24 protein-coding genes are annotated in these 26,021 nt (G+C 59.8%); 12 read left to right on the forward strand and 12 right to left on the reverse strand.

Annotated elements, in window-relative coordinates; translation table 11 throughout:
- Positions 1-49: 49 nt before the first annotated feature.
- From chiD to sppA, 4 genes are all read right to left on the reverse strand, one after another.
- A complete protein-coding gene (gene chiD, locus BFV67_RS08465) occupies positions 50-1,303 on the reverse strand; it encodes a chitinase ChiD (RefSeq protein WP_021241051.1) in 1,254 nt (417 codons plus the stop codon).
- A 220-nt stretch (positions 1,304-1,523) separates the two neighbouring features.
- Positions 1,524-2,165, reverse strand: coding sequence for a bifunctional nicotinamidase/pyrazinamidase (gene pncA / locus BFV67_RS08470; protein WP_069598136.1), 642 nt, complete (start codon positions 2,163-2,165; stop codon positions 1,524-1,526).
- Positions 2,166-2,174: 9 nt separating this feature from the next.
- On the reverse strand, positions 2,175-3,191 hold the full coding sequence (gene ansA / locus BFV67_RS08475; RefSeq protein WP_008500705.1) for an asparaginase: 1,017 nt from the start codon (positions 3,189-3,191) through the stop codon (positions 2,175-2,177).
- Positions 3,192-3,254: 63 nt separating this feature from the next.
- On the reverse strand, positions 3,255-5,111 hold the full coding sequence (gene sppA / locus BFV67_RS08480) for a signal peptide peptidase SppA (RefSeq protein WP_069598137.1): 1,857 nt from the start codon (positions 5,109-5,111) through the stop codon (positions 3,255-3,257).
- A 167-nt stretch (positions 5,112-5,278) separates the two neighbouring features.
- Between sppA and BFV67_RS08485 the strand changes: the two genes are divergently transcribed.
- The 3 genes from BFV67_RS08485 to BFV67_RS08495 all read left to right on the forward strand — a co-directional run bounded on the left by BFV67_RS08485 (position 5,279) and on the right by BFV67_RS08495 (position 8,908).
- Positions 5,279-5,830 carry an NAD(P)H nitroreductase gene (locus tag BFV67_RS08485; RefSeq protein ID WP_045353688.1) on the forward strand — a complete coding sequence of 184 codons (552 nt, stop codon included), beginning with the start codon at positions 5,279-5,281 and terminating at the stop codon, positions 5,828-5,830.
- A 116-nt stretch (positions 5,831-5,946) separates the two neighbouring features.
- Positions 5,947-6,990, forward strand: a complete 1,044-nt coding sequence (selD, locus tag BFV67_RS08490) for a selenide, water dikinase SelD (RefSeq protein ID WP_008500702.1) — start codon at positions 5,947-5,949, stop codon at positions 6,988-6,990.
- 4 nt (positions 6,991-6,994) lie between these two features.
- Positions 6,995-8,908, forward strand: a complete 1,914-nt coding sequence (locus BFV67_RS08495) for a DNA topoisomerase III (protein ID WP_032651511.1) — start codon at positions 6,995-6,997, stop codon at positions 8,906-8,908.
- 116 nt (positions 8,909-9,024) lie between these two features.
- On the opposite strand, the gene gdhA is transcribed toward BFV67_RS08495, so the two are convergent.
- Entirely contained in the window at positions 9,025-10,368 is a 1,344-nt protein-coding gene (gdhA, locus tag BFV67_RS08500) for an NADP-specific glutamate dehydrogenase (RefSeq protein ID WP_008500700.1), read from the reverse strand.
- Between the two features lie 229 nt (positions 10,369-10,597).
- On the opposite strand from gdhA, the gene BFV67_RS08505 reads away from it, so the two are divergent.
- Entirely contained in the window at positions 10,598-10,870 is a 273-nt protein-coding gene (locus BFV67_RS08505; protein ID WP_045415133.1) for a YnjH family protein, read from the forward strand.
- Here the strand turns inward: BFV67_RS08505 and BFV67_RS08510 are convergent.
- Entirely contained in the window at positions 10,830-11,246 is a 417-nt protein-coding gene (locus BFV67_RS08510; protein ID WP_028015711.1) for a pyrimidine (deoxy)nucleoside triphosphate diphosphatase, read from the reverse strand. The genes BFV67_RS08505 and BFV67_RS08510 overlap by 41 nt on opposite strands.
- Positions 11,247-11,321: 75 nt before the next feature.
- On the opposite strand from BFV67_RS08510, the gene BFV67_RS08515 reads away from it, so the two are divergent.
- Entirely contained in the window at positions 11,322-11,891 is a 570-nt protein-coding gene (locus tag BFV67_RS08515; RefSeq protein WP_069598138.1) for a carboxymuconolactone decarboxylase family protein, read from the forward strand.
- The gene (locus BFV67_RS08520; RefSeq protein WP_069598139.1) at positions 11,884-12,501 is read left to right on the forward strand and encodes a CDP-alcohol phosphatidyltransferase family protein; all 618 of its coding nucleotides are present in this window, start codon (positions 11,884-11,886) and stop codon (positions 12,499-12,501) included. Before BFV67_RS08515 ends, BFV67_RS08520 begins: the two co-directional genes overlap by 8 nt.
- Here BFV67_RS08520 and BFV67_RS08525 read toward each other — a convergent pair.
- The 6 genes from BFV67_RS08525 to xthA form a co-directional block, all read right to left on the reverse strand.
- Positions 12,498-13,805: a sulfurtransferase gene (locus BFV67_RS08525; RefSeq protein ID WP_069598140.1), complete on the reverse strand. Its 1,308-nt coding sequence runs from the start codon at positions 13,803-13,805 to the stop codon at positions 12,498-12,500. The genes BFV67_RS08520 and BFV67_RS08525 overlap by 4 nt on opposite strands.
- A 73-nt stretch (positions 13,806-13,878) precedes the next feature.
- Complete coding sequence (locus BFV67_RS08530) at positions 13,879-14,499, reverse strand: ATP-binding cassette domain-containing protein (protein ID WP_069598141.1); 621 nt, start codon at positions 14,497-14,499, stop codon at positions 13,879-13,881.
- The gene (locus BFV67_RS08535) at positions 14,499-16,028 is read right to left on the reverse strand and encodes an ABC transporter permease family protein (protein ID WP_069598142.1); all 1,530 of its coding nucleotides are present in this window, start codon (positions 16,026-16,028) and stop codon (positions 14,499-14,501) included. The genes BFV67_RS08530 and BFV67_RS08535 overlap by 1 nt, the downstream gene beginning before the upstream one ends.
- Positions 16,001-17,161, reverse strand: a complete 1,161-nt coding sequence (locus BFV67_RS08540) for an ABC transporter substrate-binding protein (protein WP_063615653.1) — start codon at positions 17,159-17,161, stop codon at positions 16,001-16,003. Before BFV67_RS08540 ends, BFV67_RS08535 begins: the two co-directional genes overlap by 28 nt.
- A 15-nt stretch (positions 17,162-17,176) precedes the next feature.
- A complete protein-coding gene (locus BFV67_RS08545; protein WP_069598143.1) occupies positions 17,177-17,860 on the reverse strand; it encodes a TVP38/TMEM64 family protein in 684 nt (227 codons plus the stop codon).
- A gap of 6 nt (positions 17,861-17,866) precedes the next feature.
- The gene (gene xthA, locus BFV67_RS08550) at positions 17,867-18,673 is read right to left on the reverse strand and encodes an exodeoxyribonuclease III (RefSeq protein ID WP_008500688.1); all 807 of its coding nucleotides are present in this window, start codon (positions 18,671-18,673) and stop codon (positions 17,867-17,869) included.
- Positions 18,674-19,106: 433 nt separating this feature from the next.
- Here xthA and astC point away from each other — a divergent pair, with 433 nt between their 5' ends.
- From astC to spy, 6 genes are all read left to right on the forward strand, one after another.
- Positions 19,107-20,327, forward strand: a complete 1,221-nt coding sequence (gene astC / locus BFV67_RS08555; protein ID WP_069598144.1) for a succinylornithine/acetylornithine transaminase — start codon at positions 19,107-19,109, stop codon at positions 20,325-20,327.
- Positions 20,324-21,358, forward strand: a complete 1,035-nt coding sequence (gene astA, locus BFV67_RS08560) for an arginine N-succinyltransferase (RefSeq protein WP_008500686.1) — start codon at positions 20,324-20,326, stop codon at positions 21,356-21,358. Before astC ends, astA begins: the two co-directional genes overlap by 4 nt.
- Positions 21,355-22,842 carry a succinylglutamate-semialdehyde dehydrogenase gene (astD, locus tag BFV67_RS08565; protein WP_069598145.1) on the forward strand — a complete coding sequence of 496 codons (1,488 nt, stop codon included), beginning with the start codon at positions 21,355-21,357 and terminating at the stop codon, positions 22,840-22,842. The genes astA and astD overlap by 4 nt, the downstream gene beginning before the upstream one ends.
- The gene (gene astB / locus BFV67_RS08570; RefSeq protein ID WP_021241067.1) at positions 22,829-24,154 is read left to right on the forward strand and encodes an N-succinylarginine dihydrolase; all 1,326 of its coding nucleotides are present in this window, start codon (positions 22,829-22,831) and stop codon (positions 24,152-24,154) included. The genes astD and astB overlap by 14 nt, the downstream gene beginning before the upstream one ends.
- A gap of 10 nt (positions 24,155-24,164) precedes the next feature.
- A complete protein-coding gene (gene astE, locus BFV67_RS08575) occupies positions 24,165-25,130 on the forward strand; it encodes a succinylglutamate desuccinylase (RefSeq protein ID WP_069598146.1) in 966 nt (321 codons plus the stop codon).
- Between the two features lie 338 nt (positions 25,131-25,468).
- On the forward strand, positions 25,469-25,963 hold the full coding sequence (spy, locus tag BFV67_RS08580) for an ATP-independent periplasmic protein-refolding chaperone Spy (protein WP_023292681.1): 495 nt from the start codon (positions 25,469-25,471) through the stop codon (positions 25,961-25,963).
- Positions 25,964-26,021 lie beyond the last annotated feature (58 nt).

Consider the following 26,021-nt stretch of genomic DNA (forward strand, 5'->3'; position numbering starts at 1 on the left):
GCTCTCATGTAGGCCGGGTAAGCGCTAGCGCCACCCGGCACGCTACACTTTAGTGCGGGATCCCGAGCGACGCCGCCAGCTGCTTCGCTAACTGGTTTTCATCATCCGCGCCGTACTCCCAGAACATCGCTCCGGCGAGACCTTTCTCTTTGATGTAGTCCGCTTTGATCGCCACGGATCGCGGGTTCTCATACGAAATCGCAAACAGCGCGTTGCCATCGGCACCCTTCACCGAAAGCCACGGCACTTTCGCCTGGTCGTCCCAGTGCTCGGTAAAGCGTTTCTGCGGATCGTTCAGCAGCTTTTTGACGATATCGTTGTACTTCACGTAGGTATCTTTGGTCAGGTCGTAGCCGAGCGACTTGAACAACCCGATCTCCTGCGGCCCGAAGTAGGGCTGAGTGGCCGGATTTTTTTGCGCATCGGGTTTCGTCCAGTCAATGCCCGGCTCCACGGCGCGTTTAGGTACGCGGCCATAGAAACCAATCCCGAGATTCATCTGCTGCGGCTTCAGCCCGGCGGCCAGATAGTTGTTCACCACAAAATCGACGCTGTATTTGTCCGCGGCGGCCACCGTCGGCCAGGCGCTGGAGTCGTACAGGTTGGCATTGAAATACTGCGTGCCGTACGCCATGTCGTAGGTCATCAGGTTGATGTAATCGAGCAGGGGGGCAATGGCTTTCACATCCACCCAGCTTTTCGGACTTTCCGCATTCGCGCCTACCGCAATGGTCACCAGCTTTTTATGCCCGAACGCGTCGCGCATCTCCTTCAGCAGGGCGGTAAAGTTTTCCCTGTCGGTGGGCTGGCTTGCCACCAGGCCCCAGGCGCCGTTGACCGGATACTCCCAGTCGAGGTCGATCCCGTCCAGACCATATTTTTCAACAATCTCCTGCGCGGAGCGGATGAACACCGCGCGACTCTCTTGGGTTGCCGCTGCGCCAGAGAAACCACGCGCGCCCCAGCCGCCGACGGAGAGCAGGACCTTAAGATTTGGGTTTTGCTTACGCAGGGTGGGGATCAAGGCCAGGTCGGACGCCACTTTTGGCGATAGCCAGATTTGATGCAGCTTCGCCGGATCTTTCAGCGCGGCGTTGGTTTCGTCTTTTTCGTCGTTATAGACCAGACCAAACGAGTAGTTCAGGTGGGTGATCTGGCGAACGTCAAGTTTATTGATATCGCCACCCGGTCCGGCGGTGACGTCGCCACCCCCGTTAAAATAGCCCACGGACATCAGGGAACTGGCGGAGGCAACTGACGCGCAAAGCAAGGGTAAGGCTGCCAGCAAGGGCAAACGTTTCATACAAGTTCCTCTTTGACTTAATAAAATTAACCACGCCACGGAAAAGGCGTGGCAAAAAAACAGCCTGAAGAGAATAGCATTGCCGCTTCGCTGAGGTTGCGAGGGAGTTCACTTTATGGGAGATCGGAGGGGGTTTGCCGGGTGGCGCTGACGCTTACCCGGCCTACAAAACCAAAGAAGTAGGCCGGGTAAGGCGCAGCCGCCACCCGGCTTAAAAGGCCTAAGCCTGCGTTTCCAGCCAGTCTTCGAGCGTATACAGCGTCGCGCCTTCCGCAGCCATATCCATAAACGCCTGAGCGCTGTCCTGCGGATGAATGTTCACCCCGCGGCAGCCGTCGGTGATGACGCTGACGGTGTAGCCAAGCTGAAGCGCATCCAGCACGGTGAACTTCACGCAGTAGTCCGTTGCCAGCCCCAGCACAATCAGCTCGGTGATTTCATGGTGACGTAACCAGGCGTCCAGCGCCGTTTTCTGGCGATGCCCGTTATCAAAAAACGCGCTATAGCTGTCGATAGCCGGGTTTTCACCTTTATGGAACACCGCGTCGATGGCTTTCTGGTTCAGGAGCGGATGTAACTCCGCGCCTTCCGTTTGCTGTACGCAGTGATCCGGCCAGAAAGTTTGCGCCAGCCCGTCGAGTTCACCCCGGGTGAAGGGCTCGACATTGTGCTGGCTGGCAAAGCTGCCGTGATTTGCCGGGTGCCAGTCCTGGCTTGCGACAACTGCTTCACCACGGGCTTTGCACCAGTCAATCAGCGTGTTGGCCACGTCAACGGTGCTGTCACCTTCGGCGACGGCCAGCGCACCGCCCGCGCAGAAATCATTTTGCAAATCGACCAGGAGCAGGGCGCGTTGCTTCATGAGACCTCCTTATTCGTCAGGTGTCAGTTCGCCGCGCAGGTTTTGCATCATCGCGCTGCGAATGGACTGAATGTCCAGATCCTGACTCAGTAAATAGTGAAGTTTAGTCAGCGTTGCCTCAACGGTCATATCGAAACCGCTGATCACGCCCGCATGCGCCAGCGCGTTGCCGGTGGCATAGCCGCCCATATTCACTTTACCGGACATACACTGGGTCAGGTTTACCACCACAATTCCGCGCTCGCTGGCCTCCTGAAGCTCTTTCAGAAACTCGCCGTTTTGCGGCGCATTGCCCACGCCATAGGAGCGCAGGATAAGCGCTTTCACCGGCTGGCGCAGGAAGTTACGCACCACGTCCGCAGAGATACCCGGATAAATGGTCACCACGCCAATCGGTTGCGGAGTAATCGGATGCACAATCAGCTCGCCCGCGGTGTTCGGCGCAGGCGGCGTGCCCAGACGACGGATATGAATCCCGGCCTCCAGCAGCGGCTGCAGGTTAGGTGAGGCAAAGGCGTCAAAGCCGTCGGCGTGGGCTTTGGTGGTGCGGTTACCGCGATAAAGACGGTTGTTAAAGAACAACGACACTTCGTTAATCGGGTAATTCGCCGCCACGTACAGGGAGTTCAGCAGGTTGATCTGCCCGTCAGAGCGCAGCTCCGCCAGCGGAATTTGCGATCCGGTGACGATAACCGGCTTGCTCAGGTTCTCCAGCATGAAGGAGAGCGCCGAGGCGGTAAATGCCATGGTGTCGGTACCGTGCAGGATCACGAAACCGTCGTACTGGTCGTAATGGGCTTTAATATCATCCGCGATGTGCTGCCAGTCTTCCGGCGTCATGTCGGAGGAGTCCATCAGCGGCTCGTATTCGTGGATGGTGAAGTCAGGCATTTCCGGACGGTGGAATTCGGGCATCAGCGCAAGCTGACGCTGCAGGTGGCCGGAGACGGGGATATAGCCGTTTTCAGAGCGCTGCATACCGATGGTACCGCCAGTGTAGGCTACATAAATCGATTTCTTCTGCATGGTAGTGAGTTCTTGTTCTTCAAAAGAAAAAAATCCCCTCTTCGTAGGAAGAGGGGACGGTTTTTAACGGACGTTCGCGCAGGTCAGGCAAAACGCGTAACGACTCTGTGGATCGTTAAAGGCCGCAAGCTTATCGCTTTCTGCCTTCATCGCTTTTGCCGCCGTGGCGACCGGCGCAGGCAGATAAGCCTGCAGCGCCTCCGGCAGCATGGCGCGTACCGAGCCGGACATGCTGTCCATGACCATATCGAAGAACGACGGTTCGTCCTGGTAATACTCGATATGCCACTGCTTCAGCTTCGCCAGTTCGGCGGCTTTCTTCACCGCGTCATCGAAGTCGCCAAGGCTGTCCACCAGTCCGTTGCTCTTCGCATCCTGACCGGTCCAGACGTGGCCCTGCGCAATCTGGTCGATCTGCTCAGGCGTCTTTTTGCGCGAGTCGGCGACCAGGGTGATAAAGCGTTTATAGCCGTTCTCAATGCTGAGCTGCATCATCTCAGAGACTTCCGGCGGCAGGGATTTGGTCACCGCGACATCCGCGAGCGGAGAAGTCGCTACGCCGTCAGTATGCACGCCCAGAGAATCCAGGCTGTTTTCTACGGTGTTGATCACCCCGAAGATGCCAATCGAGCCGGTGAGCGTGCTTGGGTTCGCCACGATGTAGTTGGCTGGCGTTGAGATCCAGTACCCCCCGGAGGCGGCCATTCCGCCCATGGAGACGACGACAGGCTTACCGGCGGCGCGGGCCGCGGCCAGTTCAGCGCGGATCACTTCGGAGGCGCTGACGCTACCGCCAGGGCTGTTGACCCGCAGGACAATCGCCTTCACTTTCGGATCGAGGCGCGCATCGCGGATTTGTGACGCGGTGGTGTCGCCGCCCACGTTCCCCGGGGTCTCCTGACCGTCCATGATCGCACCGTTAGCAAAGACCACCGCGACGCTGTCCCCGTTCTCATCCGGTTTCTTCGTCGAGTAATCATACATGCTGATGGCGCTGTAATTTTTGTCCTCTTTGCTCCAGCCAAACTGTTTGCTCAGGGATTTTTCAATCTCGGCGCTGGTGCCCAGGGCATCAACCAGTTTGTTATCGAGCGCGTATTTCGCGGTATCGCCGTCAACCTTACGCAGGCCTTCCAGCACGCCCTGCGCGCCAGGGAACACCTGCTCAGGCGTAATCTGACGGTTAGCGGCAACGGTGCCGAGATAGTTCTGCCACAGCTCGCCAATCCAGCGGCTGTCCGCTTCGCGGGCGGCAGGGGACATATCGTCGCGGATAAACGGCTCCACGGCGGATTTGTACGTGCCGACGCGGAAGACGTGGGTGGTGACCTTCAGCTTATCGAGCAGCGATTTATAGTACAGGCCGTTGGTGGCAAAGCCGTGCAGATCGACCGCACCCTGCGGGGAGAGCCAGATCTTATTGGCGAAGCTCGCCAGATAATATTGCCCCTGGCTGTAGCTGTCGCCCACGGCAATGACCGGCTTGCCGCTGTCGCGGAATTCGCGCAGCGCTTTACCGATGTACTGCATAGAGGGCTGGTCGCCGCCGGCAAAATCTTTCAGATCCAGCACGATGCCGGTGATGTTGCGGTCATCTTTGGCCTGACGGATGGCATCGACGATATCGAACAGGGAGTTTTCCTGCAGGCGGTCGGACGTGGCGCCAAACAGCTGACGGCCGATCACACCCAGACGGTTGCTGGCTGACGGTTTATCAACGATGACGCCGGTGATATCGAGTAACAGGGCCCCGCGAGTCGAATGCTGCGCCTGATTTGCGTTGCTGAGGTGCATCCAGATGCCCGCGCAAACCAGAACCAGCAGGATGAAGAAGATATTCATCACCAGGTTGCGGACGAAGTTGAGCAGTCGCCACGTCCATTTAAAGAAACCGGCAATAATTCGCCAAAGGGTTCGCATGTATTCTCCCTAACCAGAAAATGACTGTTTCCGTCGCCACTGGACGGTAATGTTGGGTTATCGTAATGACCCAACCGCCACTTGTCAGCAGGAATCGCCTGCCAGGCTGTAACAAAATCTGCCGTCGTGTTAATTTTGTGAGTAAATTTCAAGAAAGGAGTTAACCAATGGACGCACTCGAACTGCTTGTTAACCGCCGTAGCGCTTCCCGTCTGGCCGAACCTGCCCCGGCAGGCGAGCAGCTGGAGAACATTCTGCGTGCCGGCATGCGTGCCCCCGATCATGGCACGCTGCAGCCGTGGCACTTCTTTGTGATTGAAGGCGAAGGTCGCGATCGTTTCAGTAAACTGCTGGAGCAGGGGGCGGTGGCCGCAGGGCAGGATGAGAAAGGAATCGATAAGGCGCGTAATGCCCCGTTCCGCGCCCCGATGATCATCGCTGTCGTGGCAAAATGCCAGGCGGATCATAAAGTCCCGGTCTGGGAACAGGAAATGTCTGCGGGCTGTGCGGTGATGGCGATGCAGATGGCCGCCGTCGCGCAAGGCTTTAACGGTATCTGGCGCACCGGTGCGCTGACCGAAAGCCCGGCGGTCCGGGACGGTTTTGGCTGCGGTGAGCATGACAAAATTGTCGGTTTCCTCTATCTCGGTACTCCGCAGCTTAAAGCCTCCAGCACCATCAGCGTGCCGGACACCACGCCTTTCGTCAGCCGTTTCTGATAGCGCGCGCTAAACTGTCTGGATTCTGAGCATCTGCCGCAGAATTCAGACAGTCATACTTACCTCTTTATGGAATGAGCGCTACCATAGCGCGATTGAGATGACAGGAGACGTCCATGAGCGAGCAAACCATTCGTTTAACGCAGTACAGCCACGGAGCCGGTTGCGGTTGTAAAATTTCCCCGAAAGTGCTGGAGACCATCCTGCACAGCGAACAGGCGAAGTTTGTCGACCCGAACCTGCTTGTCGGCAACGAAACGCGTGACGATGCAGCGGTTTATGACCTGGGTAACGGCACCAGCATTATCAGCACCACCGACTTCTTTATGCCGATTGTCGACAACCCGTTCGATTTCGGGCGTATTGCGGCCACCAACGCCATCAGCGATATCTTCGCCATGGGCGGCAAACCGATTATGGCGATCGCTATTCTGGGCTGGCCGATCAACACCATCCCGCCGGAAGTAGCCCGTGAAGTGATTGATGGCGGCCGTTTCGCCTGCCAGCAGGCGGGGATTGCGCTGGCCGGTGGTCACTCTATCGATGCGCCGGAGCCGATCTTCGGCCTGGCCGTGACCGGCGTGGTCCCGACCGAGCGCGTGAAGCGCAACAGTACCGCGCAGGCGGGCTGCAAGCTGTTCCTCACCAAGCCGTTGGGCATTGGCGTGCTGACCACCGCCGAGAAAAAATCCCTGCTCAAACCGGAGCACAAAGGGCTGGCAACGGAAGTCATGTGCCAGATGAACCTCGCGGGTGCGGCGTTCGCCAATATCGACGGCGTGAAGGCGATGACCGACGTGACCGGTTTTGGTCTGCTGGGGCACCTCTCCGAAGTGTGTCAGGGCGCGGGCGTGCAGGCGCAGGTCTGGTATCAGGACGTGCCGAAGCTGCCGGGCGTGGAAGAGTATATTGCTCAGGGCGCGGTCCCGGGCGGTACCCAGCGCAACTTCGCCAGCTATGGTCACCTGATGGGCGAAATGCCAGAAGAATGGCGCAACCTGCTGTGCGATCCGCAAACCTCCGGCGGCCTGCTGCTGGCGGTCACGCCGGAATCCGAAGCCGAGGTTCAGGCCACGGCCGCCGAGTTCGGTATTACCCTGACGGCGATCGGCGAGCTGGTGACCGCGCGCGGTGGCCGACCGATGATTGAGATCCGTTAATTCGATGCGGTTGTTTATTGCCGAAAAGCCGAGCCTGGCCCGTGCCATTGCTGATGTGCTGCCCAAGCCGCATCGCAAAGGCGACGGCTTTATCGAATGCGGTAACGGGCAGGTGGTCACCTGGTGTATCGGTCACCTGCTTGAGCAGGCGCAGCCGGATGTCTATGACAGCCGCTACGCCCGCTGGAATTTAAACGATCTGCCCATCGTGCCGGAAAAATGGCGCCTGCAGCCCCGACCTTCGGTGACCAAACAGCTCAACGTGATCAAGCGCTTCCTGCATGAAGCCGATGAAATTGTGCACGCGGGTGACCCGGACAGGGAAGGACAGCTGCTGGTGGATGAGGTGCTGGACTATCTTGAACTGGCGCCGGAAAAGCGCCAGCAGGTGCAGCGCTGCCTGATCAACGACCTCAACCCGCAGGCGGTGGAGCGTGCGATCTCGCGCCTGCGCGCCAACAGCGAATTTATTCCGCTGTGCGTCTCGGCGCTGGCCCGCGCGCGCGCGGACTGGCTGTACGGTATCAACATGACCCGCGCCTACACCATCCTCGGGCGCAACGCGGGCTATCAGGGCGTGCTCTCCGTGGGGCGCGTGCAGACGCCGGTGCTGGGGCTGGTCGTGCGTCGTGATGAAGAGATTGAGAACTTCGTCGCCAAAGATTTCTTTGAAGTGAAAGCGCATATCGTCACGCCTAAAGACGAACGCTTTACCGCCGTCTGGCAGCCGAGCGATGCCTGCGAGTCATATCAGGATGAAGAGGGGCGTTTGCTGCACCGTCCGCTGGCGGATCATGTGGTTAACCGCATTACCGGACAGCCCGCTATCGTCACCAGCTATAACGATAAACGGGAATCAGAACCCGCGCCGCTGCCGTTCTCGCTGTCGGCCCTGCAGATTGAGGCCGCGAAACGCTTTGGCCTCAGCGCGCAGAACGTGCTGGATATCTGCCAGAAGCTCTATGAAACCCACAAGCTGATCACCTATCCGCGTTCGGATAGCCGCTACCTGCCGGAAGAGCATTTTGCCGGTCGTCATTCGGTGATGAACGCCATAGGCGTGCACGCGCCGGATCTGCTGCCGCAGCCGGTGGTGAACCCGGACACCCATAACCGCTGCTGGGACGACAAAAAGGTGGACGCCCACCACGCGATTATCCCGACGGCGCGCGCCAGCAGCGTCAACCTGACGGATAACGAAGCGAAGGTCTACAACCTGATCGCTCGTCAGTACCTGATGCAGTTCTGCCCGGACGCGGTGTTCCGTAAATGCGTGATCGAACTGGAAATCGCGAAAGGGAAATTCATTGCGAAAGCCCGTTTCCTCGCAGAAGCAGGCTGGCGCACGCTGCTCGGCAACAAAGAGCGTGACGAAGAGAACGACGGCACGCCGCTGCCCGTGGTGGCCAAAGACGACGAGCTGCTGTGCGAGAAAGGGGAAGTGGTGGAACGCCAGACCCAGCCGCCGCGCCATTTTACCGATGCGACGCTGCTTTCCGCGATGACCGGCATCGCCCGGTTCGTGCAGGATAAAGATCTGAAGAAGATCCTGCGCGCCACCGACGGTCTGGGCACGGAGGCGACCCGCGCGGGGATCATCGAGCTGCTCTTTAAGCGCGGTTTTCTTGAGAAAAAGGGGCGCTATATCCATTCGACCGAGCCGGGCCGCGCGCTGATTCATTCCCTGCCGGAGCTGGCCGCCAGGCCGGACATGACCGCGCACTGGGAATCGGTGCTGACGCAGATCAGCGAGAAGCAGTGCCGCTATCAGGACTTTATGCAGCCGCTGGTGGGGACGCTTTACCAGCTGATCGATCAGGCGCGCAGCACGCCCGTGAAAACGTTCAGAGGGATGGTTGCACCCGGTGGTGGAGCGAAGAAACCGTTTAAAAAGAAAAAGAGCGCGGCCGCTTCTTAACCCGTAGGCCGGGTCAGGCGAAGCCGCCACCCGGCGAAAGACAGCTCTGCGGCCTGAAAAAAGCCCGGTGGCGGCTACGCCTTACCGGGCCTACAGGGCGAGAACGCCGCGAAAACTTAAATCACACCCTGCCCAATCATCGCATCCGCCACCTTCACGAACCCGGCGATATTCGCCCCACGCACGTAGTTGGTTTGCGATGCTTCACCGCCGTACTCCACGCAGGCGTGGTGAATATCCAGCATGATATGGTGCAGGCGCGCATCCACTTTCTCCGCCTTCCAGCCGAGACGCGCGGCGTTTTGCGCCATTTCGAGGCCGGAGGTTGCCACGCCGCCCGCGTTGGCGGCCTTGCCCGGTGCAAACAGCACGCCTGCCTCCAGGAACAGGTCCGTCGCGTCGATGGTGGTCGGCATGTTTGCCCCTTCGGCGACCGCTTTTACGCCGTTGCTAATCAACGTGCGCGCGGCTTCAGCATCCAGCTCGTTCTGCGTGGCGCACGGCAGGGCGATATCCACCGGCACGCCCCACGGCTGTTTACCTTCGAGGTAGGTCAGGCCAAACTCCCGGGCGTAATCCGCCACGCGTCCATCGCGGCTGGCTTTGATTTCACACAGGCGCGCCAGCTTCTCTGCCGTGAAGCCCGCTTCATCCACCACCGTTCCGCTGGAGTCAGAGGCGGTCACCACGCGAGCGCCAAACTGCATCGCTTTCTCAATCGCGTACTGCGCCACGTTACCGGAGCCGGAAACGGCTACGCGCATGCCTTCGAAGCCTAAGCCGTGACGCTTGAGCATGGCCTCTGTGAAGTAAACCAGGCCGTACCCGGTCGCTTCCGGGCGGATCAGGCTCCCGCCAAACGACAACCCTTTGCCGGTAAAGACGCAGGCGCTGTTGTTGGAGAGCTTTTTCATCATCCCGGCCATAAAGCCTACTTCACGTCCGCCCACGCCGATATCACCGGCAGGCACGTCGGTGTCCGGGCCGAGGTGACGGTAGAGTTCGGTCATCAGCGCCTGGCAGAAACGCATCACTTCACCTTCGCTTTTGCCTTTCGGGTCGAAATCGCTGCCACCTTTTCCGCCGCCCATGGGCAGCGTGGTCAGTGCGTTTTTAAAGGTCTGCTCGAAGCCGAGGAATTTCAGAATCGACAAATTCACGGACGGATGGAAACGCATGCCGCCCTTAAACGGGCCGATGGCGGAGTTAAACTGGACGCGCCACGCGCGGTTAACCTGCACCTGATTGCGATCGTCCACCCACGTCACGCGGAACTGGATCACGCGCTCTGGCTCGACCAGGCGTTCGAGCAACGACATCTGGCGATAGCGCGGGTTTTGTTCAAGGAAGGGCCACAGGGTGGTCATCACTTCACGCACGGCCTGGGCGAACTCGCTTTGGTGCGGGTCGCGCTGCTGAACATGGGCAAGGAAACTTTCCAGAGAGCGTGTCTGATCCATAGATATAAGAACCTCTTATAATAATGTTTGTATATGACTTATGCGTTTTGTGTTGTTTTTTTGACTATACCACCCGTACCGCTTTGTGTGGCAAGCAGAAATTCAGGACGAAAGGGAAATTAATGACAGGTGCTCCGTCATAACCAAAAGCGATGACGAGATAAATTAAAGGTTCCGCGCGGGTTTACCGTTATAGTCATTATCAAGGGAACAACAGGAAGATGTGTCTATGAACCGTTATGTACTTACCGCGTTATGTTTGATCTTTACCGCAGGCGCGCAGGCTGACCGCATTCGCCCGGACGTGGAAGTGAATGTGCCGCCAGAAGTGTTTAGCTCCAGCGGCCAGCGCGCGCAGCCGTGTAACCAGTGCTGCATCTACCAGGATCAAAACTATTCTGAAGGGGCCGTCGTGAAGGCGGAGGGCGTGCTGTTGCAGTGCCAGCGCGACGAGCGCGCCATCAGCACGAACCCGCTGGTCTGGCGTCGCGTAAAACAATAAACGCCTCCAGCAGAGGAATATCCGCGGGGGCTAAGGCGTAGCCAAACGCCTCTTCCGGCGTACACCACGCCAGCGCGCTGTGGTAGTGCGCCGTGAGCGCACCGCTAAACGCAGGAACGTGCCAGGCGTGCAGGTTGATTAAGCGCTGCGAGACCTCGCGCTGGTGGCTTGCCACGTATTGCGCAGGCCGCGCTTCAATACCCAACTCTTCACGCAGCTCGCGGATAAGCGCCTCGGGCTGGGTTTCACCCGCCTCGACTTTGCCGCCTGCAAATTCCCACATGCCAGGCTGGTCGGCATGGGCAGGGCGCTGCGCCAGTAAAATTTTGTCGTCTTTTTCGATGATGGCGGCAACGACATCGAGTGTTTTCAGCATGGTCGTCAATAATTGATAGCGAAAAAAGACATATTATCGTGCCCTTTCTCAGAGTCCAGCTATCAGGAGAATCAGGTGAAAGAGACTACCGCCTGGGTTGCCCCTATCGAATCCCTTCCCGCCAGCCTTAAACCCATTGCCGTGATGCAGAAAAAGCATTTTGGCGCCGTGCTGAATCCCACGCGCTGGTGGGGGCGCATGCCGCGTCTGTTCTGGCTGGTCGCGCTGTTCGTCGGTTTTCTGGAGCGTCGTCGCGCGCGCCTGACGCCCGTTCTTCGTTCGCTGCTCATGACGCGGGTGTCCCAGCTCTGCCACTGCGCTTTCTGTATTGATGCCAACAGCCTGCGGCTGGCCGAGCGCTGCGGAGCGCTGGAAAAGGTGCAGGCCGTGAGCGACTGGCAGGGTTCCGCCTTGTTCACGGAGCAGGAGCGCGCGGCGCTGGCCTACGCCGAGGCGGTGACCGCCACGCCGCCCCGGGCGGATGAGGCCATCAGAACGGCGCTGAAGCGCCACTTTACGGATGACGCCATCACCGAGATGACGGCGCTCATTGCCTTTCAGAATCTCTCTGCCCGCTTTAACGCCGCGCTGGATATTCCGGCGCAGGGGCTATGCGCCACCTTTAACGAGACGCCCCATGCTTGATCGCCATCTTCACCCGCGGATAAAACCGGCGCTGAATCGTCTGGTCTCCGTGCTGGACAGGCCGGGCATCACGCCCGACGGATTGACCCTGGCCGGGTTTGCCATCGGCGTGCTGGCGCTGCCGTTTCTGGCCCTCGGCTGGTATCCGGCGGCGCTGGTCGCCATCGTGCTTAACCGCCTGCTGGACGGTCTGGACGGGGCGCTGGCGCGCCGCAGAGGCCTGACCGATGCGGGGGGATTTCTCGATATCGCGCTCGACTTTCTGTTCTACGCCCTGGTGCCGTTTGGCTTTGCGCTGGCAGCACCCGTTGAGAATGCGCTGGCCGCGGCCTGGCTGCTGTTCGCGTTTATCGGGACCGGCAGCAGTTTTCTGGCGTTTGCGGCCCTGGCCGCGAAGCACGACATCGACAACCCCGGCTATGCGCACAAGTCGTTTTATTACATCGGCGGGTTAACGGAAGGGACGGAGACCATCGCGCTGTTTGTGCTGTGCTGCCTTTTTCCTGCGCACTTTACGCTCTTCGCGTGGGTATTCGGCGCGCTGTGCTGGCTGACCACCACAACGCGCATCTGGAGCGGCTACGTGACGCTGAAGTCACTTAATCCTTAGCGCGCGCTTTCAGGCCCGCGCTCACCGGTCGTCACCGGGTTCTGCGGATGACTGCTCCATTCGTACCAGCCGCCGTCATAGACGGCGATATTCTTCCAGCCCATCGCCCGGGCGTACATAAAGGTTTCAGACGCCCGCCAGCCGGTGCCGCAGTAAAACGCGACGTGCTGTTCCGGCAGAATATTCCAGCGCTTCCACTGGGCGGCGATGTCGTCAGCGCTGCGCATGGTGCCATCCGGGTTATGGAAATCCTCCATGTGGGTGGCATCGCTGCCCGCGTGACCCCAGCGGGCACCGGCAATTTCACCTTTTGGCTTGATGTAGCTGTAGCCGCTGGTTTCGCCGATGAACTCCGGCCACGAGCGTATGCTGACCAGAGAGGCATCCTGACGGTGCAGCATGCCGCGCGCCTGTTCCATATCCACCATCAGCTGCGGCTGACCGGGGATCGGCGCGCCGAAATCGGGGGCGGGCGTCACTTTACCGGGCGTACCACGCTCAACCGGCAGGCCTGCATCTGACCACACCTTCCAGCCGCCGTCGAGAATACGCACATCCTTCACGCCCGCATACAGCATAATCTGCGCCACGCGCGCGGCGGCGTAGACGTCGCGGCCATACAAAATGACGGTAGTATCGTGACGGATCCCGTGCTTCGCCAGCATCGCTCTCAGCTTGTCGTCGGAGACTTTATTCCACAGCGGTTCGCTTTCCACCTCGTTGGTGTCGATATAGCCCGCGCCGGGAATGTGGTTCAGCAGGTAAAACTTCGGTGCACCCCAGGCGGCCTCAATCACTTTCCAGTCGCCCGCCGGTGCGGCAGCCACGGGTTTACCCTGCTGGAGCCGGTGGATCCACTGCGGGTAAACCAGCTGTTCAAAGTGAGGCAGACGCTGAAGGCGCTCGGGCGTCTGCAGAGCATCGCTGAGCAGCGAAACGTGGCGGTACCCGGCTTTCTCCAGGCGGGCTTTCACCGCCTGGTTATCGTTCTCGTCGCCGTACAGGGCGATGGTCGTCGCAGGGGTAAGCTGATGCTGTTTTGCCCACAGCACAATCTGCTCGTCGCTCATGGCGCTGAGCCAGGCGGCAGCAAGGTTGAGCGCGGCGGGTTCATGCCCGGAGGGGCCGCTAAGCGTCTGCGGCCAGCCGTTATAGAAGGCGCTGGCGCGTGTGTCGACAGGCGTGCCGTGCTGTGCCTGAAGCTGAGACAGCGTGATGGCGTTGGGCATATCAGCCGCCAGCGAGGAAAAAGAGGCGAGGCCGCAGAGCAGGGCCAGCGCGGTCAGTTGAGAAACACGTTTCATCGAATAACCTGACGTCAGTAAAAGAGGGGGGCATTGTCGTCTCTCCCGAAACGGAAAATATTGCGTTAGCACATTATTGCCAGCGAGAAATCTCAATCAGCTCGCCGCCGGGTGGAATATCGTCCTCATCGTGCGTGACCAGCACCGCCGGAATATTGCGCGCGCGGACGGCGTCAAATACCCATGCCCGAAACGTGGCCCGTAACGCTTTATCGAGGCGGCTGAACGGTTCATCCAGCAGCAGCGCCTGCGGCTCCGCGAGCAGGGCCCGCAGCAGGCTGACCCGGGCACGCTCCCCGCCGGAGAGGGTGGCCGGATCGCTGGCGTAATGGCCGCTCAGCCCGGCGGAATCCAGCGCCTGCGCGACCGCCTCCCGACGCGCGCGCCCGGCGATGCGCTCGGGCAGCGCCAGCAGCAAATTTTGCCCGACGCTGAACTGGTCGAACAGCAGCGCATCCTGAAAGAGAATACCCAGCCCGCGGGACTCCACGGGAAGCGCGTCGCAGCGACGCGCGTCGAGCCACAGTTCGCCCCGCGACTGGAAATCGTCTGACAGCGCGCCGACCATCCAGGCAAAAAGGGTCGACTTTCCGCTGCCGGACGGCCCCATCAGAGTGACGATCTCCCCGCGGGGCACGCAAAAACTGACCTCGCGGAAAAGCGGTTCGATGGTGAGACTTTTTACCTTCAGCATTAACGTAACCCTTGTCGGTAGCGGCCCACGAGCCGGGATAGCAGGGCGGCAAGACCAAATACCGTGCCCGTGACCAGCAGTAATCCCAGCGCCCGGTTAGCGAGAATCGGGATGCTGCCCCCGCTGCTGAGCGCCACGGTTTCGGTGGTCAGCGTGGCGAAACGCCCCGCGCCCAGCCACAGCGTCGGCATATATTGCGCCATGCTGACGGAAAAGCCGGTGGCAAAGGCCAGTAGCGCAGGGCGCACCAGCAGCGGGCATTTCAGCAGTAAAAAGATTTTTGTCCGCCGCCAGCCGAGCGTTCTGGCGGTGAGAATAAGCCGGGGATCGATCCGGCGCCAGGCGGGTTGCAGCACCAGCAGCATCCACGGCAATACCCACAGGAGATGGCTCCAGACCACGGCGGCGTAGTGCCCGTCGATGCCCAGGTGCAACGCAATGGCATACTGGCCGGTGACGAGCGGGAGGGCCGGAAGGGCGAGCGGTAACCACACCCACAGTGCGCCGCGCTGCGGGCCCCACTCCAGCCAGAGTAACCCGACGACCAGGCCGGTCAGGCTTGAAAGCAGACCGAAGGAGAGGCTGCTCCCCACCGGGCCAACGTCATCCCGTTGCGCCAGCATCAGCAGTACCGCGGCGCACAGGACGCCGCAGGCGGGCAGAAACCCGCTCAGTGCCCGCTCAGGCAGCACGCGCTGCGACCGGGGACGCGTTCCGGTGAGGTCCGCAAGTGTGCGAACCCATGCCTTCCAGAGTCCGTATCCCAGAGCGGCAAGCGCGGCCAGCAGCAGAAGGAGAAGCAGGCACAGCAGCGTCCCTTTTGCCTGCTGCTGCGCGTCGCCCTGGCTTAACCACTGCCAGGCCAGCACGGCCAGGGTAGGCGGGTTGCCGGGCCCGAGAACGATCGCCACGTCCACGACCGACAGCGACCATGCCAGCACCGCCAGCATGATTGCTCCGAGGACGGGCGCGATAGCTGGCAGAATCAGCCAGCTCAGCGTCTGAAATCGCCCGTAGCCGAGCGTCTGCAGGACGATCTTCTGCTGCGCGAGCCGTTTTTCCGGCAGTACGGCATAAATCGCCCACAGGACAAACGCGCTCTCTTTGACCGCGAGCGTCAGCCCCAGCCCTACGCCGTAGCGGTCAAACGGCGGCGAACAGACGGTGCAGACCTGATAAAACAGGCCGCCCTCGGCAAACAGCAGTAGCGCGCCGGTGGCGAACGCTGCATGGGGGATCGCCAGCAGCCACGGCAGGCGGGTTGTGAGACGTCGCCAGCGTTTCCCGGGCCAGAGAAGGCTGACGAGGAGAAGAGCAATGAACAACGCCCCCAGCGTGGCGATGAGCGTTGAGACCAGCGTGGCGACGGCCGCCTGCGGGAGCTGCGGATCGTTCAGCAGCCGCTGCCAGTTTGTCAGCGAAAACGCCGGGGCAAGCAGCATGGTGCCGGCGGGCAGGATCGGCAGATAAATCACAGCCATCGCCAGCCAGACGAGCCCGCTCAGCGGGTGCCGTAACGACGCAGCCATTCCTGCTCCAGCGCGTTCACCCAGGCGGACTGCGGCTCGGCAAGCACCTTCGGCAGCCCCTGAGGCGTGTGGGCCAGCAGCTGTCTGGCTTCTTCTTCGGGCAGCGTTTTCGCATCCAGCACGCTCGGATCGCCCCAGATGGCCGGGTCAGCTTTGCGGATCTGCGCCTGCGGCGACAGCAGGAAATTGGCGACCATTTTCGCCCCCGCGCTCGCGCTGGCGTTGGCCGGAATCGCCACAAAATGGACGTTGCCGAGCATCCCGCCCTGAAAACCAAAGCTATAGCTGTCGGCGGGCAGTTCGCCGCTCGCCACTTTCTGCTGCGCATGGGCCGGGTTAAAGGTCAGCGACAGATTCAGGCTGCCGCTGGCAAGCAGGGCATCCATCCGTGCAGGAGAAGGGGGAAAATCTTTCCCTTCGCGCCACAGCAGCGGGTGGAGCGTGTCCAGATAATCCCAGAGCGGGGCCGTGACCTCGGCAAAGGTGCTATCGGGGGCCTTTTGCAGCGCCTCCGGGTGAGCGGTTAGCGTCATCAGCAGCTGCTCAAGAAATGCCGTGCCGGTAAAATCGGGCGGGCGAGGATAGCTGATCTTGCCCGGATGCTGCTGCGCGTAAGCCAGCAGCGCCTGAGGATCCACAGGCGGCGTCGGCATGCTGGCTTTGCGGGCGATAAAGGTCAGCTGCGCGCCGCCCCACGGCGATTCCGCGCCGTCTGTGGGGATAGCAAAATCCTCCGTAACCGGTTTGCGGGTATCAACATAGCGCCAGTTGGGCAACGTCTGCGCCCATCCGGTCTCCAGCAGGTTTGCCTCTTTCAGCGTGCGGAAGTTCTCGCCGTTAACCCACAGCAGGTCGACGGAGCCGTTGGTCTTACGCCCCGCGGCGGCTTCGGTCTGAATACGTTTTACCGCGTCGGCAGCATCCGCCAGCGGGACAATTTTAAGGGTAATGGCATAGTGCGTTTGCATCTCGCCGCTGACCCACTCCAGATAGCGGTTGACCGCCGGATCGCCGCCCCAGGCGTTAAACCAGACGGTCTGGCCTTTGGCCTGTTGCTGAATGGCCTGCCAGCCGTCGGCGGCATACAGAGGGGCCGCCAGCAGCAGCCCGGTCAGAAACGCGCAAAAACGCACACGGCGCATAATGCCTCACTTTTTAGCAGACGGGAGATAACGGGAAAACAGCCGGCGGGTGACCAGCGGCAATAACCCCAGTAGTGTAAAGGCGAATAGCATGCCCGGCGACAAAATATCGCGCAGCGAGGTCACTTTTCCCAGCTCGCGCCCGGCGTTCAGAAAGATAATCGTGGCGGGCAGCATGGCGAGCTGGCTGACCCACCAGTAGCGAAATACTCCCATGCGGGTCAGCCCCATCAGCAAATTCACCAGGAAAAACGGGAACAGCGGCATCAGGCGCAGGGCAAAAAGAAAGTTCGCGCCGTCGCGCGCCATGCCGGTATTCACCGTACCCATCTGCCTGGCAAACCGCCGTTGCACCCAGTCGCGCAAAAGATAGCGGCTGGCGAGCATCGCCAGCGTGGCCCCAAGCGTGGAGGCAAACGAGACCAGCACAGTGCCTTCCCACAGGCTAAACAACGTCCCGCCCAGCAGGGTCAGGATCGCCGCGCCGGGGATCGAGAGGGCGGAGACCGCCACATAGACCGCAAAGAAGATCAGCGCGCTGCGCAGCGGCGCGTGGTCGACATAGGAGAGTAATGCCTGCTGGTGCGTTTTAATCCCTTCCAGGGAGAGGGTTCCCGGCGGAAGCATGATAAACGCCAGAATAAAGGCGCCCAGAAGGGCGCACAGGAAGAGTGTTTTTGAAAGGTTCACGCGTCATTACAGCTTGAATTTAGCCCACACCGGCGCGTGGTCAGACGGTTTTTCCATGCTGCGGATGTCGTAGTCGATCCCGGTTTCGATGCAGCGCTCGGCCAGCGGGGAACTGGCCAGCAGCAGATCGATACGCAGGCCGCGGTTGTCGTCAAAGCCTTTGGAGCGGTAGTCGAACCAGGAGAAGCGATCCTGCGTTTCCGGGTTGGCATTGCGGAACGTATCCACCAGGCCCCAGCCCAGCAGGCGCTCCATCCACTCACGCTCTTCCGGCAGGAAGGAGCATTTGCCGGTGCGCAGCCAGCGTTTGCGGTTCTCTTCGCCAATACCGATATCGAGATCCGTCGGGCTGATATTCATGTCGCCCATGATCAGCACCGGATTCTCTTTTTTGAGTTCGGTGGTCAGGTAGTCCTGCAGATCCTGATAAAACTTCGCTTTAGCCGGGAATTTGGTCTCATGGTCACGGCTCTCACCCTGCGGGAAATAGCCGTTGATGACCGTGATATTGCCGATCGCAGAAGGGACTTCCGCCATGATAATACGACGCTGGGCTTCTTCACCGTCGCCCGGGAAGCCGCGACGCACGGAAACCGGCGGCGCTTTGGTCAGCAGCGCGACGCCATAGTGACCTTTCTGGCCGTGATAAAAGACGTTGTAGCCGAGTTTCGCCACCTCTTCGAGGGGGAACATGTCGTCGTGAACCTTTGTCTCCTGCAGGCCGATCACATCTGGCTGATGTTGCTCAACGATAGCTTCAAGCTGATGAGGGCGGGCACGCAGGCCGTTGATATTAAAAGAGACAAATTTCATAGTCGCTGCCAGTGCAAGGTGAATAGTGCAAGGATGGTAGCAGAATTTGCGTCAACTGTTACCGGCTTCGACCAATAACTGCAACAGATAATGCCGGTGGTGCAATATTTGCACCATTCTGACGCGCTTCGCCCCCAAAGAGGGCGTAAATGGCCGATAAATTTCGCGAGCGATCACAATTCCAGAATTATATTTGGCCTGTGCATACTCTTTCTGATTTTCATGCGGCAAAGCGCCGCTTGTCGTAAAAATATTCACTTTTTATGCAATAACAGTGAATAACTCCAGGTTGTAACTTATTGATATTCTGTTCTCTCAACCCGTTTATGCATTTTTATCGCTGGCTGGCACGAAGGCTGCAATCTACATTCACAGTGCAAACACTCAATTATTTAACATTCAAATAACCTTTTATTTACCGGATGAGGTCGCTATGTCTCTGTCAATTACGCGTGAAAATTTCGATGAATGGATGATGCCGGTTTACGCTCCGGCGGCTTTTATTCCGGTTCGTGGGGAAGGCTCGCGCCTGTGGGATCAGCAGGGTAAAGAGTATATCGACTTTGCCGGTGGGATTGCGGTGAACGCGCTGGGGCATGCCCACCCGGCGCTGCGTCAGGCGCTCAATGACCAGGCAGCGAAGTTCTGGCATACCGGCAACGGCTTTACCAACGAGCCTGCGCTGCGCCTGGCCAAAAAACTGATCGACGCGACGTTTGCCGAAAAAGTCTTTTTCTGTAACTCGGGGGCGGAAGCCAACGAAGCGGCGCTGAAGCTGGCGCGCAAATATGCGCACGATAAGTTTGGTACCCACAAGAGCGGTATCGTGGCGTGTAAAAATGCCTTCCACGGACGCACGCTCTTTACCGTCAGCGCGGGTGGCCAGCCTTCCTACTCGCAGGATTTCGCACCGCTGCCGCCGGATATCCGTCACGGTATTTATAACGATCTGCAGTCTGCGAGCGAGCTGATTAACGACACCACCTGTGCGGTGATCGTCGAGCCGATGCAGGGTGAGGGTGGCGTGCTTCCGGCGAAAAAGGAATTCCTGCAGGGGCTGCGCGAGCTGTGCGATCGTCATAACGCGGTGCTGATTTTCGACGAAGTGCAGACCGGCGTGGGCCGCACCGGCGAGCTGTATGCCTATATGCACTACGGCGTCACGCCGGACGTGCTTTCGACCGCCAAAGCGCTGGGCGGCGGCTTCCCGATTGGCGCAACGCTGACCACCGATAAATTCGCCAGCGTGATGACCGTCGGCACCCACGGCACCACCTACGGCGGCAACCCGCTGGCCACTGCCGTTGCCGGACAGGTGCTCGACATCATTAATACCCCTGAGGTGCTGAAGGGCGTTAAGCAGCGCCACGACTGGTTTGTTGAGCGCCTGAATGCCATCAACGGCAAGGTTGGCCTGTTTAAAGAAATTCGTGGCCTGGGGCTGTTAATCGGCTGCGAGCTCACCGCTGAGTTTGCCGGAAAAGCTAAACTTATTTCACAGGAAGCGGCAAAAGTGGGTGTGATGGTGCTGATTGCCGGTGCCAACGTCGTGCGTTTTGCTCCCGCGCTGATTGTCAGCGAGGAAGAGGTGCAAACCGGTCTGGACCGCTTTGCGCTGGCGTGTGAAAAGGTGAAATCCGGGGTGTCATCATGATGGTCATCCGTCCCGTTGAGCGCGGCGATCTCGCCGGGCTCATGCAGCTTGCCGGTAAGACGGGAGGCGGGCTGACCTCGCTTCCTGCCGATGAAAAAACGCTGTCGGCGCGCATTGAGCGCGCCCTTCAAACCTGGCAGGGGACGTTGCCAAAAAGCGAACAGGGGTATGTGTTCGTGCTGGAAGACACCGACACGGGGACCGTGGCCGGGATCTGCGCCATCGAAGTGGCCGTCGGGCTTAACGACCCGTGGTACAACTACCGCGTCGGCACCATGGTTCATGCCTCGAAAGAGCTGAACGTCTATAACGCGCTGCCGACGCTGTTCCTCTGCAACGACCACACGGGCGCCAGCGAGCTTTGCACGCTGTTCCTCGACCCGGCGTGGCGCAAGGAGGGCAACGGCTATCTGCTTTCCAAATCGCGCTTTATGTTTATGGCCGCCTTCCGCGATCGCTTTAACGAAAAAGTGGTTGCGGAGATGCGCGGCGTGATCGACGACACCGGCTATTCACCGTTCTGGGAGAGCCTGGGCGAGCGCTTCTTCTCGATGGAGTTCAGCCGGGCGGACTATCTCTGCGGCACGGGTCAGAAAGCCTTTATTGCCGAACTGATGCCGAAGCATCCTATCTATACCCATTTCCTCAGCCCGGAAGCGCAGGCGGTGATCGGCGAAGTGCATCCGCAAACCGCGCCTGCCCGCGCGGTGCTGGAGAAAGAGGGCTTCCGCTACCGTAACTATGTCGACATCTTTGACGGCGGGCCTACGCTTGAGTGCGATATCGACCGCGTACGCGCGATCCGTAAAAGCCGGCTGGTTGAGGTCTCTGAAGGCCAGCCCGCGCCGGGCGACTGGCCCGCATGCCTGGTGGCGAACGAAAATTACGCCAACTTCCGTGCGATGCTGGTGCGGACCAACCCGAAATGTGAACGTCTGGTGCTGACGGCTGCAGAACTGGATGCCCTGAAATGTAACGCCGGCGATAAGGTTCGCCTGGTGCGTCTCTGCCCTGAGGAGAAAACAGCATGACATTATGGATTAACGGTGACTGGGTCACGGGCGAAGGCGAACAGCGCGTAAAGACCAATCCGGTAGGAAAAGAGGTGCTCTGGAAGGGGAACGACGCCAGCGCCGCGCAGGTGGAACAAGCCTGCCATGCCGCTCGCCGCGCGTTCCCGGCGTGGGCAAAACAGCCTTTCGCCGTGCGCCAGGCGCTTGTTGAAAAGTTTGCCGGGCTGCTGGAGGCAAATAAGGCCGAACTGACGCGCATCATCGCGTCTGAAACCAGTAAACCGCGCTGGGAAGCGGCAACCGAAGTGACAGCGATGATCAACAAAATCGCCATTTCGGTGAAGGCGTACCACACCCGCACCGGCGAACAGCACACCGAGATGCCGGACGGCGCGGCCACGCTGCGCCACCGTCCGCACGGCGTGCTGGCGGTGTTTGGTCCGTACAACTTCCCGGGGCATCTGCCGAATGGCCACATTGTGCCCGCGCTGCTGGCAGGCAATACCGTGATTTTCAAGCCGAGCGAGCTCACCCCATTAACCGGCGAGGCGGTGGTTAAGCTGTGGGAACAGGCTGGCCTGCCGCCGGGCGTGCTGAACCTGGTGCAGGGCGGACGCGAAACCGGCCAGGCGCTGAGCGCGCTGAGCGATATCGACGGCCTGCTGTTTACCGGCAGCGCCGGGACGGGCTATCAGCTGCATCGCCAGCTGGCGGGGCAGCCGGAAAAAATCCTTGCTCTCGAGATGGGCGGCAACAACCCGCTGATTGTGGAAGACCCTGACGATATCGACGCCGCGGTGCACCTGACGATTCAGTCCGCCTTTATTACCGCCGGACAGCGCTGCACCTGCGCCCGCCGCCTGCTGGTGAAACGGGGCGCGCAGGGGGATGCGTTCCTCAAACGTCTGGTTGAGGTGAGCGCGCGTCTGGTACCAGCCGCGTGGGATGCCGATCCGCAGCCGTTTATCGGCGGGCTGATTTCCGAGCAGGCCGCGCTGAACGTGCTGAAGGCCTGGCAGGACCACGTCGCGCGCGGCGCGAAAATCCTGCTCGAACCGAAACAGGTTCAGCCGGGTGCCTCGCTGCTGACGCCGGGCATCGTTGAGATGAGCGGCGCGAGCAACGTGCCGGATGAAGAGGTCTTTGGCCCGCTGCTGTGCGTCTGGCGCTATGACGATTTTGACGACGCCATCGCAATGGCCAATAACACCCGCTACGGTCTGTCGAGCGGGCTGATTTCGCCGCATCGCGAGAAGTTTGACCAACTGCTGCTGGAAGCGCGCGCCGGGATTGTGAACTGGAATAAACCGCTCACCGGGGCCGCGAGCACCGCGCCGTTCGGCGGCGTGGGCGCGTCAGGGAACCATCGCGCCAGCGCGTGGTATGCCGCTGATTACTGTGCCTGGCCGATGGCGAGCCTGGAAACCTCGGCGCTGACGCTGCCGGAGACGCTTAACCCGGGGCTGGACTTTACCGGAGGGGACCGTCATGAAAGCGCGTGAAGTTAACTTTGACGGGCTGGTGGGGCTGACGCACCACTACGCCGGTCTCTCTTTTGGTAATGAAGCCTCCACGAAGCACCGTTTTCAGGTTTCCAACCCGAAGCTGGCGGCGAAGCAGGGGCTGCTTAAGATGAAAGCGCTGGCGGATGCCGGTTTCCCGCAGGCGGTGATCCCGCCGCAGGAGCGTCCGAACGTGGCGGTGCTGCGTCAGCTCGGCTTTAGCGGCACCGATGAGCAGGTGGTCGAAAAAGCGGGGACGCAGACGCCGCACCTGCTCTCGGCGGCAAGCTCCGCCTCTTCGATGTGGGTCGCCAACGCGGCAACCGTCGCGCCGTCAGCCGATACGCTGGATGGCAAAGTCCACCTGACGGTAGCGAACCTGAATAACAAGTTTCACCGCGCCACCGAGGCGGAAACCACCGAGCGCGTGCTGCGCGCCATTTTCAACCAGGATGCCCATTTCGCGGTGCATCAGGCCCTGCCGCAGGTGGCGATGTTTGGCGACGAAGGCGCGGCCAACCATAACCGCCTGGGGGGCGATTATGGCGAGCCGGGTGTGCAGCTGTTTATTTACGGGCGAGAAGAGGGGGGCCACGTCGCGCCAACCCGTTATCCTGCCCGTCAGACGCTGGCGGCCAGCCAGGCGGTTGCCCGCCTGAACCAGGTGAATCCTTCCCAGGTGATTTTTGCCCAGCAGAACCCGCATGTGATCGACCAGGGCGTGTTCCACAACGACGTGATTGCCGTTTCTAACCGCCAGGTGCTGTTCTGCCACGAGCAGGCGTTTGCCCATCAGGAAAAGCTGCTCGCCACGCTGCATGAGCGCGTGCGCGGCTTCACGCCTGTCCAGGTGCCAACGGAGGCGGTGAGCGTGCAGGACGCGGTTGAAACGTATCTGTTCAATAGCCAGCTGCTCAGCCGCGATGACGGCAGCATGATGCTGGTCCTGCCGCAGGAGTCCCGGGATCATCAGGGCGTATGGCGCTACCTGACCGAGCTGGTGAAGGCGGATAACCCGATTGACGAACTGCGCGTGTTTGACCTGCGTGAAAGCATGGCCAATGGCGGTGGTCCAGCCTGTTTACGTCTGCGCGTGGTCTTGACTCAGGACGAAATGCAGGCGGTTAACCCGGCGGTCATGATGAACGATACGCTCTTTACGCGCCTGAATGACTGGGTCGATCGCTACTATCGCGACCGGCTAACGCAGGCCGATCTGGTTGACCCGCAGCTTCTGCGCGAAGGTCGCGAGGCGCTGGACGCGTTGTCGACAATCCTGCAGCTGGGATCGGTTTATCCGTTCCAGCGCTAAAGGAGTGGGTATGGAAAATTTACTGGCGCTGACCCTGGCCGATGAAACGCCGGAACAGAAAGAGGGGGATGGCCCCTCATTTCGCTGGCGGTGGCTGGGGCGCGGGGTGCTTGAGCTGACGCCGACCGCAAAGAGCGATCTCTCGCTGCTGCTTTCAACAGGCATTCACGGGAATGAAACGGCGCCCGTTGAGATTGTCGATCTGCTGCTGCGCGCGCTGTATCGCAATGAAATTGCCCTGAAGTGCCGCGTGCTGGTGGTGCTCGGCAATCCCCCTGCGCTGGCGCAAAATAAACGGTATCTGGTGAGCGACATTAACCGCATGTTCGGCGGGCGCTGGTCGCAGTTTCCGCAGAGTGACGAAACGGCGCGGGCGGCGTGGCTGGAGAATGTGGTGACCGCGTTCTTTGCCGCTGCGGGTCCCGTGCGCTGGCATCTGGATCTGCATACGGCCATCCGCGCGTCCTACCATGTCCGCTTCGGCGTGCTGCCGCAGCGCAATCAGCCGTGGGAGGAAGATTTCCTGAGCTGGCTGGGAGACGCCGGGCTGGAGGCGCTGGTGTTTCACCAGTCGCCGGGCGGAACCTTTACGCACTTCACCTGTGAGCACTTTGGTGCGTTGTCCTGTACGCTGGAGCTGGGGAAAGCGCTGCCGTTTGGGGAAAACGATCTCACCCGCTTTGCGCCAACGCATCTCGCCCTGCGGGCGCTGCTGGGCGGGTCGGCTCCCGAGCTTACGCATCAGACCGTTGAGCGTTACCGGGTCGTACAGCAGATCACGCGCCGCAGCGATGCCTTCCTGCTCCACATGGCCGCACACACCCTCAACTTCACCCCGTTCCGCAAAGGGGCGCTGCTGGCCGAGGATGGCGAGGAACGTTACGAGGTGCAGAAAACCACCGAATATGTTTTATTCCCTAACCCAACCGTCGCGTTTGGCCTGCGTGCCGGGCTGATGCTGGAAAAAATATCCTAAACCTTTCCCCTCTCATCATCCGGGAGGGGAAGTTAAATACCTTTTCTTAGCAATTAAAGCGCGTGAACGTGTTTTGCAGAATATTCCTGGTGAATTGCTTTATTATTCACCTTCACTCCGTTATACTTTTGCTAAATCGCTTTAAAATCATCGTATTGAATATTTTTGGTTGCAACTCTCCACGCTTTATCCTTATTTCCTCCACATTTGGCGAAAATTTGTTTTTTACACTTTCATTGTTTTACCGTTGCTCTGACTAATTGACGATAAACCCCGTAAAGTTAATCTCGTCAACACGGCATAGCGCCGAAGAATAACTGAAAGAAAGGAAATAAATTATGCGTAAGTTTACTGCACTGTTTGTTGCTTCTACCCTGGCTCTGGGCGCTACCAGCATGGCGTTCGCCGCAGATACTGCGACCACCACCGCTGCCGCGCCTGCTGAAGGCAAAATGATGATGCATCATAAAGGCCCGGGTATGCACAACGAGATGATGATGTTTAAGGATCTCAACCTGACGGATGCGCAGAAACAGCAGATCCGCGATATCCGGAAGAGCGAACGTGAGCAGATGAAACGTCCGCCGCTGGAAGAGCGTCGTGCCATGCATGACATCATCGCCAGCGACAGCTTCGACAAGGCGAAAGCCGAAGCGCAGATCGACAAAATGGCCGAGCAGCACAAAGCCCGTATGCTGGCTCACCTGGAAACCCAGAACAAGATCTACAACATTCTGACCCCGGAACAGAAAAAACAATTTAATGCGAATTTTGAGAAGCGTCTGACAGAACGTCCGGCGATGGAAGGTAAAATGCCAGCACCAACCGAATAATCGGTTCACTCTCTTAAGACCGCCGGGATCCTGTCCACAAAAGCGCAATCGCTGTGGA

The organism is Enterobacter roggenkampii (genome assembly GCF_001729805.1).
GTDB classification, from domain to species: Bacteria; Pseudomonadota; Gammaproteobacteria; order Enterobacterales; family Enterobacteriaceae; genus Enterobacter; species Enterobacter roggenkampii.

Bases quoted from the DNA above. Each gene is read 5' to 3' on its own strand.
- xthA (WP_008500688.1), bottom strand. From the start codon at position 18,673: ATGAAATTTGTCTCTTTTAATATCAACGGCCTGCGTGCCCGCCCTCAT.
- chiD (WP_021241051.1), bottom strand. From the start codon at position 1,303: ATGAAACGTTTGCCCTTGCTGGCAGCCTTACCCTTGCTTTGCGCGTCA.
- gdhA (WP_008500700.1), bottom strand. From the start codon at position 10,368: ATGGATCAGACACGCTCTCTGGAAAGTTTCCTTGCCCATGTTCAGCAG.
- BFV67_RS08505 (WP_045415133.1), top strand. From the start codon at position 10,598: ATGAACCGTTATGTACTTACCGCGTTATGTTTGATCTTTACCGCAGGC.
- BFV67_RS08495 (WP_032651511.1), top strand. From the start codon at position 6,995: ATGCGGTTGTTTATTGCCGAAAAGCCGAGCCTGGCCCGTGCCATTGCT.
- astA (WP_008500686.1), top strand. From the start codon at position 20,324: ATGATGGTCATCCGTCCCGTTGAGCGCGGCGATCTCGCCGGGCTCATG.
- astE (WP_069598146.1), top strand. From the start codon at position 24,165: ATGGAAAATTTACTGGCGCTGACCCTGGCCGATGAAACGCCGGAACAG.
- BFV67_RS08485 (WP_045353688.1), top strand. From the start codon at position 5,279: ATGGACGCACTCGAACTGCTTGTTAACCGCCGTAGCGCTTCCCGTCTG.
- BFV67_RS08530 (WP_069598141.1), bottom strand. From the start codon at position 14,499: ATGCTGAAGGTAAAAAGTCTCACCATCGAACCGCTTTTCCGCGAGGTC.
- astC (WP_069598144.1), top strand. From the start codon at position 19,107: ATGTCTCTGTCAATTACGCGTGAAAATTTCGATGAATGGATGATGCCG.
- BFV67_RS08510 (WP_028015711.1), bottom strand. From the start codon at position 11,246: ATGCTGAAAACACTCGATGTCGTTGCCGCCATCATCGAAAAAGACGAC.
- BFV67_RS08520 (WP_069598139.1), top strand. From the start codon at position 11,884: ATGCTTGATCGCCATCTTCACCCGCGGATAAAACCGGCGCTGAATCGT.
- BFV67_RS08525 (WP_069598140.1), bottom strand. From the start codon at position 13,805: ATGAAACGTGTTTCTCAACTGACCGCGCTGGCCCTGCTCTGCGGCCTC.
- astB (WP_021241067.1), top strand. From the start codon at position 22,829: ATGAAAGCGCGTGAAGTTAACTTTGACGGGCTGGTGGGGCTGACGCAC.
- BFV67_RS08535 (WP_069598142.1), bottom strand. From the start codon at position 16,028: ATGGCTGCGTCGTTACGGCACCCGCTGAGCGGGCTCGTCTGGCTGGCG.
- ansA (WP_008500705.1), bottom strand. From the start codon at position 3,191: ATGCAGAAGAAATCGATTTATGTAGCCTACACTGGCGGTACCATCGGT.
- spy (WP_023292681.1), top strand. From the start codon at position 25,469: ATGCGTAAGTTTACTGCACTGTTTGTTGCTTCTACCCTGGCTCTGGGC.
- sppA (WP_069598137.1), bottom strand. From the start codon at position 5,111: ATGCGAACCCTTTGGCGAATTATTGCCGGTTTCTTTAAATGGACGTGG.
- astD (WP_069598145.1), top strand. From the start codon at position 21,355: ATGACATTATGGATTAACGGTGACTGGGTCACGGGCGAAGGCGAACAG.
- pncA (WP_069598136.1), bottom strand. From the start codon at position 2,165: ATGAAGCAACGCGCCCTGCTCCTGGTCGATTTGCAAAATGATTTCTGC.
- selD (WP_008500702.1), top strand. From the start codon at position 5,947: ATGAGCGAGCAAACCATTCGTTTAACGCAGTACAGCCACGGAGCCGGT.